The following is a 12654-nucleotide window of genomic DNA, read 5'->3' as shown; positions in this document are numbered from 1 at the left end:
ACCGTAACCCACAGGAGTGGAACAACCCATGAGTCGTATCAATAACAAAGCCACCCAACTGCTCAGCGCCATGATCCTTGCCGGCCTGGCCTGCCATTCCATGGCAGCCGACAGCATCCGGATCGGCATCGCCGGGGCCAAGACCGGCCCGGTGGCGCAATACGGTGACATGCAGTTCAGCGGCGCGCGCATGGCCATCGAGCAGATCAACGCCAAGGGTGGCGTCGACGGCAAGCAACTGGTGGCCGTGGAATACGACGATGCCTGCGACCCCAAGCAAGCGGTCGCCGTGGCCAACAAGGTGGTCAACGACGGCGTCAAGTTCGTGGTCGGACACCTGTGCTCCAGCTCCACCCAGCCCGCGTCGGACATCTACGAAGACGAAGGCATCGTGATGATCACCCCGGCCGCCACCAGCCCAGAGCTGACCGCCCGTGGCTACAAGATGGTGTTCCGCACCATCGGCCTGGACAACGCCCAGGGCCCGGCGGCGGCACGCTACATCGCCCAGCTCAAGCCGACCAATGTGGCGGTGCTGCACGACAAGCAACAGTACGGCGAAGGCATTGCCAGCTCGGTCAAGGACATCCTCGGCAAGGAAGGCATCAAGGTGGCGATGTTCGAAGGCATCAACGTCGGCGAACGCGACTACTCCTCGATCCTGGCCAAGCTCAAGCAGGCCAATGTGGATTTCGTCTACTTCGGCGGCTACCACCCGGAAATGGGCCTGCTGTTGCGCCAGGCCAAGGAAAAGGGCCTGACCGCACGCTTCATGGGGCCTGAAGGCGTGGGCAACGACTCGATCTCGCAGATCGCCAAGGACGCTTCCGAAGGCATGCTGGTGACCCTGCCCAAGTCCTTCGACCAGGACCCGGCCAACAAGGCCCTGGTGGAGGCCTTCGAAGCCAAGAAGGAAAACCCCAGCGGCCCATTCGTCCTGCCGTCCTACTCGGCCGTGGAAGTGATTGCCGGAGGCATCGCCGCAGCCAAGAGCGAAGACCCGGAAAAAGTCGCCGAGGCGATCCACAAGGGCACCTTCAAGACCCCCACCGGCGACCTGAGCTTCGACGAGAAAGGCGATCTCAAGGACTTCAAGTTCGTGGTCTATGAGTGGCACTACGGCAAGCCGAAAAGCGTAGCGGCGGAAAACGCCGGGCTCTAAGCCGGGCACCGGGTGCCGCCTGCCAGGGCAGCGGCGCCCTACCCGTTTCAGGTGCAAGGCCTGAAAGAAGCTCTGCACACCGTTTGAACAACGCCCTTCAAGCCAGACTTAAAGCACTAATTCCCGAGTATTCTAGTTGGGAACAACTTAAAGAACGGGTAACAACAAGGACCGCTTCGGGTAACACTTTCCAAAGCCCCTGCCTATACTCCAGAACCCTCCCCGTGGAAGCCGCCCATGCTTCCCGCCCAGGAAGATCGTTAGCCTGCCTTGTTTTCTTCTGAACTTTTCACTGCCGTCTTCCGCTCAACTAGAGCTCGTGATGAAAGGGCCTGAAAAGCCCGAACTAGAGGACTTTCGCGAGTAGCGCAATAACCCCCGCCCACCCGCCGCAAGCCAGCATTCGATAGCCCCAAGCCCCTTATCCTTAGTGCCAAGCCGCTAGGCATGAGGCTTACCGCGCTGCGCTTATGCCGCAACTAAAACGTTAAAGCAAAAGACTGTGACGCGCATCGAATGTTACCGATCAAGATGAACTTAATGTTACCGACCAAGTAAAAAAAGATAAGCCGCAAACCCACTAACACCGGGAAGTAGTTCCTCTTTTTTCATGGATAGAAATACTGTTTGCTAACTAAATTCGATTTTGTATATCGTGCGCAACATCAAATTGCCAGCTGCGGAAAGTACTTCTGCCAGGCCTCTTTTCAAGGAGCGAAGAACATGGAACCCTTTCTCGGCGAGATTCGTCTGTTCCCCTGGTCCTGGGCCCCGCAAGGCTGGCTTTTGTGCCAGGGACAGATCCTCGACGTCGCGAACTATACGGCGCTGGCCAGCCTGCTCGGCGATCGCTACGGCGGCGACGGTAGAACCACCTTCGGCCTGCCAGACCTTCGAGGCCGCGCAGCCCTGGGGGAAAACCCTGTCGCGTCGACCAGCCCTGTGCTGGGGGTACATGAACTGGGCAGCATGGACGGCGCCGAGTGGGTCGCACTGACCCTCAACAACCTGCCCGCCCACAACCATGTCGCCAATGTCGCGGTCACCGCCGGCACCGGCGGGCCGGCGGGAAATATTCCCGCCATCAGTTCGACGTCCAAAGGCGCCGTATCCAAGCCCACCTATGTCGCTTATGCCGACAAAGATCGCGTGACGATCAACCCGACCACAGTGGTGACCACCCTCGGCTATCCACTGCCGAACATGCAGCCGTCGATCGTCGGCAACTTCTGCATTGCCGTCACCGGCACCTACCCACCCCGGGCCTAACGACCAAGGATAGTGATATGTCTGATGCATACCTCGGAGAAATCCGCATGTTTGCCGGCAACTTTGCCCCCAGGGGCTGGGCCCTGTGTAACGGTGCGCAACTGTTGATCCGGAACTTTGAAGCCCTTTACTCCCTGATCGGCACGACCTACGGCGGTGATGGCAGCAACACCTTCTGCCTGCCTGACTACCGCGGCCGTACCCCCATCGGCCAGGGCAATGGGCCCGGCTTCACACCCCGGGCCCTGGGCCAGGCCGTAGGGACCGAGCAGGTCACCATGAGTGCGCTCAATACCCCACCGCACATCCATGGCTTCCAGGTCAGTTCCAGCGAGGTCACATCCGCCAACCCGCTCCCCGCCAACCAACCGGCCAATAGCTACACCTTTGGCAAGTTCAAGCTTGAAGGCAGCTTTACCGGCCTTTACAGCAAGGGTGACAGCACATCGGCGGTGGTCAGCATGAGCCCGAACTTTCTTAGCCCGGCTCTGGGTATCCCCAATAAAGCAGTCGAGCCACACAGCAACATGATGGGGTCCCTGGCGATCACCTACATCATCTGCCTGAACGGCTACTACCCACAAAAGCCCTAGTTTCTCTTAACTTCAGGAATGCTCGACCATGGACGCTTTTACTGGTGAAATCAGGCTCTTTCCCTTCAACTTCGCTCCCGATAACTGGGCCGTCTGCGACGGCAGCCCGTTGCTCGTGCAGAATTACCCCGCACTGTACTCCGTGATCGGCCTCACTTATGGCGGTACTGCCGGGACCAGTTTCAATCTGCCCAACCTCAAAAGTCGCGTCACCATCGGCACCGGCCAGGGCGCCAACCTGACCAATCGATCCCTGGGCCAGGCCGTGGGCGGCGATACAACGACCTTGTTGCCAGCACACTTTGCGCCCCATACCCATCACGTACTGGCCAAGGACGGCACCGACACCACTGGCGCACTGGACCTGGCCAATGGCACTGCCTACCTGGCACAACCACGGGGTGTGCGCTTGTACAACGGCACAGTGCCGCCCACCGCTGCTCCGGGACCAAGCCTGCATCCAAGTACGGTGACCACGAACGGTACGGAGGCGGCGAAGACAGGTTCGACGCGCGATGTGATGCAGCCTTTCCTGACCCTGCGCTATTGCATCTGCCTGAACGGCGAGTACCCACAGCAATCGTGACCAGATCATGCCTTGACTCTCTCCTGCAGGTCACGCTGCCGGCCGGCGCCAGGCTGCGTCCGCAGAGCGCTGACGACCTGGCCTTCCTGCGGGAGCTGTTCGTGTCCCGCCGTTGGGACGAGGTCAGTGCCGTTCCTGGCTGGAGCGACGCCCAACGACGGGCGTTCCTGCACAACCAGGCCGAGTTGCAACGCCAGCACTATGAGCGGCACTACCCCGAGGCGCAGTGGCTGATTGTCGAGCAGGCCGGCCAGCCCATCGGCCGCCTGTGCCTGCATCGGCACGCCACTGAGCAGCGCATCATCGATATCGCCCTGCTGCCCGCCTGGCATGGCCAAGGCCTGGGTACCCGACTGTTGCGGGCGATCCTGGCGCAGGCCGACGCCCAGGGGCACAACAGCAGCCTGAGCGTCGAAACCGCCAGCCGGGCCCGGCGCCTGTATCAGCGGCTGGGCTTTGAGCCCATTGAAGAGAATGGCCTGTACCTGCAAATGCAGCGGCCGGCACAACGACCGGTCCGTGAGGATCTGGACAACCCCTGAAGCCTGAATGCGTATTACTGACAGGACGCCCGAATCAGGCAGCCTGCGTATTTTCCACCTTCGTCCTTGACTCCCTTACACGCTGGATGCGACCCAACCAAGCAGGTCGCATGGCAGGAAGCCTTTATGAAAACATCACGCAGTTGTTTCCACGCTTGGCTGGCACGTCCGCTGGCCTTTCTCTTCCTGCTGTTGAACCTGGCCCTGGCTGCCCAGGCCCAGGCCGCAGCGCCAGTGATCACCAGCCCGGTATCGGGCACTACCCTGCCGTCAGTTGCGGTGGGCCAGTCGATGAGCATCTCGATCCTTTCCGTGGGCGGCGCAACACCCCTGGATCAATGGTTCCAGTGCGACATCGACGATCCGGGCTACGATGGCATTACCCCCTGCCTGCCGCCGGGGTTGATCCTCGACTCCTCGCCCCACAGTTCAGCCACCACCCTGCACGGCACACCGACCACCGCCGGCAACTATACCTTCAGCATTTCCCTGAATGACGGCGTTGGCCAGGCTGGAGTCGCCACCTACAACCTGGTGGTCACCAGTTCTGCGGTCCCAACCCTGACGTCGGTCAGCCCAAACAGCGGCAGCATCGCAGGCGCCACCGCCGTCACCCTCACCGGCAGCAATTTTACCGGCGCCACCTCGGTCAGCTTCGGCGGCACGGCGGCCCCCAGTTATACCGTCAACAACGCCACGACCATCACGGCCACCACACCGGCTCATGCCGCGGGCGCAGTGAACGTAACGATCATCACCCCTGGCGGCAGCGCGACCCTGACCAATGGCTATACCTACGCCGTGCCCGCCCCCACAGTCGGCCCGGTCAGCGCCACGGTGGCCGCCAACAGCAGCGCCAACTCGATCACTCTGAGCCTCAGTGGCGGCGCCGCCACCAGCGTCGCCGTGGCCAGCGCCGCCAGCCATGGGACTGCCACGGCCAGCGGCACCAGCATCAGCTACACCCCCACCGCCGGTTTCTCCGGCACCGACAGCTTCACCTATACCGCCACCAACGCCAGCGGCACTTCCAGCCCGGCTACGGTGACCATCACCGTCACCCCGCCCACCCTGGCGATAACACCGACAACTCTGCCCAACGGCACTCAAAGCACGGCCTACAGCCAGACCCTGAGCACCTCCGCGGGCACCGCCCCCTACAGCTACGCGATCACTGCCGGCAGCCTGCCGGCCGGCATGAGCCTGAACACCAGCACCGGTACACTCAGCGGCACCCCCACTGCCGGTGGTGCCTTCAACCTGACCATCACCGCCACCGACGCCTACAGCGCCACCGGCTCTCGCGCCTACACCTTGTTGATCAACGGCCTGCCACCAGTTGCCAACGCACTGAGCACCACGGTCGCGGCCAACAGCAGCGCCAACACGATTCCCTTGAACATCACCGGTGGTGCCGCCACCAGCGTCGCCGTGGCCAGCGCCCCCAGCCATGGCAGCGCCACGGCCAGCGGCACCAGCATCAGCTACACGCCTGCCGCCGGTTTCTCCGGTGCCGACAGTTTCACCTACACCGCCACCAACGCCAGCGGCACTTCCAGCCCGGCCACGGTGAGCATCACCGTCGGTGCCCCGAGCATCACCCTGAGCCCCGGCTCCCTGAGCAACGGCACCGCCGGCACGCCCTATAGCGCAACCCTCAGCGCCACCGGCGGCACTGTGCCCTACAGCTACAGCATCACATCCGGCAGCCTGCCGACCGGCCTCAGCCTGAACACCGGCACCGGTGCGATCAGCGGCATACCGAGCGCCGCTGGCACCTCCAACCTGACCATCACCGCCACCGATACCAACGGCGCCACCGGGTCCCAGGCCTACTCGATCACCATCAATATTCAGGCACCGGTTGCCAGCGCCGTCAGCGCCACGGTCGCGGCCAACAGCAGCGCCAACCCGATCCCTCTGAGCCTCAGTGGCGGCGCCGCCACCAGCGTCGCCGTGGCCAGCGCCGCCAGCCACGGTACTGCCACGGCCAGCGGCACCAGCATCAGCTACACCCCCACCGCCGGTTTCTCCGGCGCCGACAGTTTCACCTACACCGCCACCAACGCCAGCGGCACTTCCAGCCCGGCCACGGTGAGCATTACCGTCAGCGCGCCCAGCCTGGTACTGACCCCGGCGTCCCTGGGGGCCGGCACGGCAGGCAGCCCCTACAGCGCAACTCTCAGCGCTACCGGTGGCACCGTTCCCTACAGCTACAGCATCACCAGCGGTAGCCTGCCGACGGACCTGAACCTGAACACTGCCAGCGGTCTGATCAGCGGTACGCCGATTACCAGCGGCAGCAGCAACCTGGTCATCACCGCCACCGATGCCAACGGTGCCACGGGCTCACAGGCCTATTCGATCACCATCGCTGCCGTGGCGATCACCGTGCCCGCCTCCAGCCAGATCCTCGCAGCGGGCCAGTCGGCCACCGTCGACCTGACCCAGGGCGCCACCGGCGGCCCGTTCACCCACGCCACCCTGGGCACGGTGACCCCGGCCTCGGCCGGCCGGGCGATGATGATGGGCCCCTTCTCGATGCGCTTCGTGCCATCGGCGGCCTTCGCCGGTACGGCGGTCGTCAGCTTCAGCCTGCACAACCTCAGCGGTTCCAGCGCCTCCAGCACCATGAGCTTCATCATCCAGACCCGTGCGGACCCGACCAGGGACGCCGAGGTCATCGGCCTGCTCAACGCCCAGACCCGCGCCGCGGAACGCTTTGCCAGTACCCAGATGGACAACTTCAACCAGCGTATGGAGCAGCTGCACCAGATGCGCTGCGACCGCAATTCGTTCAACGCCAGCTTGCGCAAGGACGGCAGCAACGTACCGCTGGGCGAGGTCGCCAAGGTGATCAAGGAACAACTGGGAGATTCGGCCCACCAGACCGAGCAGGAAAAACGCGAGGCCGCCGCTGCCGCGCAGGACAACTGCAAGCAGGATGACCTGGCGTTCTGGAGCGACGGTTTCGTCAACACCGGCTCGACCCACGCCCGTGGCGCCCAGGGCAACAGTTTCACCACCCTGGGCCTGAGCGCCGGCGTCGACTATCGGCTGTCGCCCACGCTGATCGCCGGGGTCGGGATCGGCTACGGCAACGACCGCAGCGAGATCGGCAGCAACAAGACCCGCAGCGATGCGGACGCCATCGGCATCGCCACCTACCTGAGCCTGAACCTGGCGCCCCAGGTGTTTGTCGACGGCCTGCTGGGCTACAACCGCATCAGCTTCGACTCGCGTCGCTACATCACGGGCAGTAACGACGACTATGCCCGTGGCTCGCGCGATGCCGACCAGTTGTTCGCCTCGCTGACCGCCAGCTACGAGTACCGCCAGGGACCACTGTCGCTGACCCCCTACAGCCGCTTGAACGCCAGCGTCACACGCCTGGACGCCTTCAGTGAAAAAGGCGGAGGCATCTACGGGCTTTCCTATGACGAGCAAAACCAGCAGAACTTCACTTCCTACCTGGGCCTGCGCACCGGTTACGACCTGATGACCCGGGTCGGCGTGGTCACCCCCAAGGTCGGCCTGGCCTGGGGTCACAACTTCAGTAGCAGCAGCGACTACAAGATGCGCTATACCGACCAGGGCGATGAAGGCCTGCTCTACCGGCTCAAGCCCGATGCCCTGGACCGCGACTTCGCCAGCCTGGACATGGGTGTTGACTTCAACCTCGGGCGTGCCTGGCAAATGGGCTTCTCCTATAAGACCGCGCTGGGTTCGGATGAACGCAACGACAGCCTGCGCATCGGTTTGAACGGGAAGTTCTAGAGGCTGACCACAGGCTAACGCCCCATCACCGGGGCATGCAGAAGGAAATGCTTCCCCTGCCGAATGACAGGCAAAAAAAACCGCCGCAGCCAGGCTGCGGCGGGTGATGCCACTCAAGGGGGGGCGGGTCTGTGTCGCGCTTAGCTGCTCGGCAGGGTACCGGCCTCGATTTCCCCGGCGGTGCGTTCCACTGCGCGGCGGGTCTTGTCCACCAGCTCGTCAATGTCGCCACGGCTGGCCACCAGGGCCGGGGCCATGATCATCCGCCCGAAGGTCGAGCGAATGATCACCCCCTCTTCGAAGCCCAGGGTGCGGCAGCGCCAGGCGATGTCGTTCTCGTTGGCGAAACGCTTGCGGCTGGCCTTGTCCTCGGCGAACTGCAACGCCGCCACCAGCCCGGTGCCCTGGATCTCGCCGATCAGCGGGTGGTTGCCGAACACTTCCCGCAGGCACTGCTGCAGGTAGGGGCCGGTATCGTTCTTGACCTGGCTCACCACCCCTTCATCGCGCAGGGCCTTGAGGTTGGCGATGGCCACGGCCGCTGCCACCGGGTGCCCGGAATAGGTCAGGCCGTGGGCGAACACCCCGCCCTGCTCCACCAGTACCTGGGCAATGCGCTTGCTCAGCACCAGCCCGCCCATGGGGATGTAGCCGGAGGTCAGGCCCTTGGCGATGGACAGGGTGTCGGGCTCGAAACCGAAATGTTGGTGGGCGAACCACTCCCCGGTGCGACCGAAACCACCGATCACTTCGTCGGCACACAGCAGCACGTCGTACTGGCGGCAAATGCGCTGGATTTGTGGCCAGTAGCTTTCCGGCGGGAAGATCATGCCGCCCGCGCCCTGGAACGGCTCGGCGATGAAGCCGGCGACGTTCTCGGCCCCCAGTTCGAGGATCTTCTCCTCCAGCTGGCGGGCGCAGCGCAAGCCGAACTCGGCGGGTGTCAGGTTGCCTTCGTGGGCGAACCAGTAAGGCTCGTCGATATGCGCCACGTCCGGGATCAACCCGCCCATGTCATGCATGAACTTCATTCCGCCCAGGGCCGTGGCCGCCAGGGTCGAGCCGTGGTAGCCATTCCAGCGGCCGATCATCACCTTCTTCTGCGGCTGGCCGAGGATCTGCCAGTAGCGGCGCACGCTGCGGATCAGCACCTCGTTGGCCTCGGAACCGGAGTTGGTGTAGATGGCGTGGCTGTAGTGCCCGGGCAGCAGGCTGAACAGCAACTCGGACAGCTCCACCACCGCCGGGTGGGTGGTGTGGAAGAACATGTTGTAGTACGGCAATTGCTCCAGCTGGGCGCTGGCGGCAGCGGCCAGGTCCTTGCGGCCATAGCCCAGGTTGGTGCACCACAGGCCGGACATGCCGTCCAGGTAGCGCTTGCCGTCGTTGTCCCACAGGTGCAGGCCCTCACCACGGACGATCACCCGCGGGCCCTCGGCGTTCAGCGCCTTCTGGTCGAGGAAGGCATGGATATGGTGCGCGGCGTCGGCGGCCTGGTAATCCTGGGTGCTGCGGGGCGCGGCCGGCTGCGGCTGTTGGTTGGAGGTGCTCATGGTCATTCTCCTGCACGGTAGGCGGGTTCAAGGGAAGGTTGGGTTGCCAGGGTCGGTTCGCCGGGCAGCAGCGGTTCGGGAACGAACAGCGGCTTGCGCATCACCAGCTTGATCCAGACCACGGCGATCAGCGAAATCACCCCCAGCACCACGCCGGCACTGCCGAAGATCCGCGCGGTCATCTCGGGGGATGGGGAAACGTGGTAGATCGCAAACAGCATGCCGACGATACCCAGCACCTGGGGCCAGGGGTAGAACGGCGAGCGGAACGGCCGTGGCGCATCGGGGTAGCGGCGGCGCAGGGCGATCACGTCGATGTGCACGACGATATAGGCCAGCAGCCACGCCAGGGCGGCGGCCAACAGCAGCAGGCTGATGGAATCCGGGTCCTGGCCCAGCAGCAGGATCGGCAGCCCGGTCAGCGCCGCCACGAACAGCACCGCCACCCAGGGCGTACGGCCACGGGGGCTCAAGCGCTTGAACTGGGGAAAGGCCTGGCCGTTCTGGGCCATGCCGTAGAGCATCCGCGGCAGCGCCGCCAGGGACGAGTTGACCGTGCTGCAGGTGGCAGTGATCACCGCCCCCACCAGGAACAGCTTGCCGGCCTCGCCGAACACCGTGGTGGCGAACAGGAAATGCGGCAGCGGATCGCTGGCCAGTTGCGCCCGCGGCACACAGAGCAAGGCACCCAGGCAATAGAGGGTAATCACCAGGAAGATCACGCTCAGGCCGATGATCATCGAACGCGGGATATTGCGCTCCGGGTTGCGGGTTTCCTCCACCAGCGGGCAGACGAACTCGGCACCGACAAAGCCCCAGATGGCCATGGCCGCCAGCGCCAGGGCGCCGACTTGCAAGGGGTTCCAGCCCTGGTCCAGGGGCAGTTGCAGGTCGGCCTGGGCACTGCTCACGGCGCCCAGGCCCAGGGTCAGCAGGATCACCACCATCACCACCGCCAGCACCGTCTGCAGCTTGGCGAAGACGTCGATGCCCAACAGGTTGAGCAAGGTGAACACCCCGAGTACCCCATAGGCCACCAGCATCGGCGGCAACGCGCCGGGGTAGACCTTGCCGATGATCAGGTCCAGAAGCAGCAGCTCCGCGGACAGGGCGAACATCGCCACCACCATGTAGCCGGAGAAGGTCGCGAGGATCGCCGGGAAATGCCCGATGGCCACCTCGGTGTAGCTGCTCAGGCTGCCGGCCCGGGGCACCATCAGCGCCAGTTCGGAAAACGACAGGGCATAGGTCAGGGCCAGCAGGTAGGCCAGCAGCAGCGGGATGAAGAAGCCCAGCCCGGCCATCCCTGCCCCTTGCAGCATCAGCACCATCACCCCCTGGGACACCACCAGGCCGACAGCCACCGAGACCAGTGAACCCAGGCCCAGGACCCGGCGCAGGCCGCCCTTGTTGGTGGGGCTCAAGGCCCCCGTCGAGAGATTTGCAGTCATGGCACGCACTCCGTTCTTATTGTTGTTGTGGGCCTGCCGCCGGGGCGGCAGGTGCAGCGGCGCCAGCCCGGCGCCGCAGAGGGTTCACAGCGCTCAGCGCAGCTGGAACCAGGTGGTTTTCAGTTGGGTGTACTTGTCGAAGGCATGCAGCGACAGGTCGCGACCGAACCCCGACTGCCGGCCACCGCCAAACGGCACGGTGACGTCCAGGGCATCCACGGTATTGACCGACACCGTGCCGGCCCGCAAGCGCCCGGCGACCCGGTGGGCGCGGTTGAGGTCGTCGCTCCACAGCGAGGCGGCCAGGCCGTAGACGCTGTCATTGGCCAGCGTAATGGCCTGTTCCTCGTCGTCGAACGGCGTCACCGCCAGCACCGGGCCGAACACTTCTTCCCGGGCGATGGCCATCGCCGGGCCCACGCCGGTGAGGACGGTCGGCTCGATGTAGTTGTCGCTGCCATCGATGCTCAGTTGCCGGCCGCCACAGGCCAGCTGCGCACCCTGCTCCAGGGCCGCCGCGATATGCCCCATGACGCTGGCGGTCTGGCGCGCGTCGACCATGGCCCCGGCACGGCTGGCCGGGTCCAGCGGGTTGCCCGGCCGCCAGTCCCGGGCCTTGGCCTTGAGGCGTTCCACGAACTGTTCATGGATGCTGCGCTGCACCAGCAGCCGCGAGTTGGCGGAACACACCTCGCCCTGGTTGAAGAAGATGCCGAAGGCGGCCTTCTCTGCGGCCAGGTCCAGGTCCTGGCAGTCGTCGAACACCAGGTTCGGGCTCTTGCCACCGCATTCGAGCCAGACCTGCTTGAGGTTGGACTGCGCCGAATACTGCATGAAGAACTTGCCCACCTCGGTGGAGCCGGTGAACACCAGGCAATCCACATCCGGGTGCAGGCCCAGGGCCCGTCCGGCTTCGCTGCCCAGGCCCGGCACCACGTTGAGCACGCCTTCCGGCAAACCGGCCTCCAGGGCCAGTTCGGCCAGGCGCAGCGCCGAGAACGGCGACTGCTCGGCGGGCTTGAGCACCACCGAGTTGCCCACCGCCAGGGCCGGCGCCAGCTTCCAGGCGGCCATGTCCAGGGGGAAGTTCCAGGGCACCACCGCGCCGATCACCCCCAGGGGCACGCGGCTGATGCTGGCGTGGCTGTTGCGGGCGCCGGGGGCCACCTGATCGTAGAGCTTGTCGATGCTTTCGGCGTACCAGGCGAAGACATTGGCCGCGCCGGGCACGTCGATGTTCCAGGCGTCCATCACCGGCTTGCCCATGTTCAGGCTGTCCAGCAGGGCCAGTTCCTCGCGGTGGGCCAGCATCAGTTCGGCCAGGCGCAGCAGGACCTTCTTGCGCTCCACCGGGGCCATGCGCGCCCAGGGCCCGTGCTCGAAGGCCCGACGCGCGGCGGCCACCGCCAGGTCCACCTCGGCTGCGCCACAGGCGCTGACCCGGGCCAGCACCTGGCGGGTGGCCGGGTTGATGGCATCGAAGGTAGCGCCGGATTCGGCGGACAACCGCTGGCCGCCGATCAGCGCCTGGTCAATGAATGTTTGTCGGGCAGCCCGCTGCTGCCAGTAACCGAGATCGAACACGCTGCATTCCCTCATCGGCCGTTGCGACGGCCTGCTGGTTATTGGGTCCAGAGCGATGGTGCGTCACAGCGGGCCGGAGGAAAAATACTAAAAATATGTTCGAGTCCCATGAAAAAGCTCTGCAACCAGACGGCCTG

The 12654-nt window shown here is 64.6% G+C and carries 9 protein-coding genes; 6 read left to right on the top strand and 3 right to left on the bottom strand.

Annotated elements, in window-relative coordinates:
- Positions 1-28 precede the first annotated feature (28 nt).
- The 6 genes from M2395_RS03005 (at position 29) to M2395_RS02980 (ending at position 7929) form a co-directional block, all read left to right on the top strand.
- Positions 29-1162 (top strand): branched-chain amino acid ABC transporter substrate-binding protein, encoded by a 1134-nt coding sequence (locus tag M2395_RS03005; protein WP_011061795.1) that lies wholly within the window; start codon positions 29-31, stop codon positions 1160-1162.
- 723 nt (positions 1163-1885) lie between these two features.
- The gene (locus M2395_RS03000; RefSeq protein WP_123430590.1) at positions 1886-2431 is read left to right on the top strand and encodes a phage tail protein; all 546 of its coding nucleotides are present in this window, start codon (positions 1886-1888) and stop codon (positions 2429-2431) included.
- Positions 2432-2448: 17 nt separating this feature from the next.
- Positions 2449-3024 carry a phage tail protein gene (locus M2395_RS02995; RefSeq protein WP_019094514.1) on the top strand — a complete coding sequence of 192 codons (576 nt, stop codon included), beginning with the start codon at positions 2449-2451 and terminating at the stop codon, positions 3022-3024.
- 28 nt (positions 3025-3052) lie between these two features.
- On the top strand, positions 3053-3610 hold the full coding sequence (locus tag M2395_RS02990) for a phage tail protein (protein WP_053152323.1): 558 nt from the start codon (positions 3053-3055) through the stop codon (positions 3608-3610).
- On the top strand, positions 3607-4152 hold the full coding sequence (locus tag M2395_RS02985; protein WP_053152325.1) for a GNAT family N-acetyltransferase: 546 nt from the start codon (positions 3607-3609) through the stop codon (positions 4150-4152). The genes M2395_RS02990 and M2395_RS02985 overlap by 4 nt, the downstream gene beginning before the upstream one ends.
- 126 nt (positions 4153-4278) lie before the next feature.
- Positions 4279-7929, top strand: a complete 3651-nt coding sequence (locus tag M2395_RS02980; RefSeq protein ID WP_123430589.1) for an autotransporter domain-containing protein — start codon at positions 4279-4281, stop codon at positions 7927-7929.
- 140 nt (positions 7930-8069) lie between these two features.
- On the opposite strand, the gene M2395_RS02975 is transcribed toward M2395_RS02980, so the two are convergent.
- From M2395_RS02975 to M2395_RS02965, 3 genes are all read right to left on the bottom strand, one after another.
- Positions 8070-9482: an aspartate aminotransferase family protein gene (locus M2395_RS02975; RefSeq protein ID WP_011061801.1), complete on the bottom strand. Its 1413-nt coding sequence runs from the start codon at positions 9480-9482 to the stop codon at positions 8070-8072.
- Positions 9483-9484: 2 nt separating this feature from the next.
- Positions 9485-10933 carry an APC family permease gene (locus tag M2395_RS02970; RefSeq protein WP_072450079.1) on the bottom strand — a complete coding sequence of 483 codons (1449 nt, stop codon included), beginning with the start codon at positions 10931-10933 and terminating at the stop codon, positions 9485-9487.
- Positions 10934-11026: 93 nt separating this feature from the next.
- Complete coding sequence (locus M2395_RS02965) at positions 11027-12517, bottom strand: aldehyde dehydrogenase (RefSeq protein WP_123430588.1); 1491 nt, start codon at positions 12515-12517, stop codon at positions 11027-11029.
- Positions 12518-12654: the final 137 nt, after the last annotated feature.

Source organism: Pseudomonas sp. BIGb0176, assembly GCF_024810175.1.
Taxonomy (GTDB): Bacteria; Pseudomonadota; Gammaproteobacteria; order Pseudomonadales; family Pseudomonadaceae; genus Aquipseudomonas; species Aquipseudomonas protegens.
Note: the sequence above shows the minus strand (reverse complement) of the source record. Positions and strands in the feature narration are given on the sequence as shown.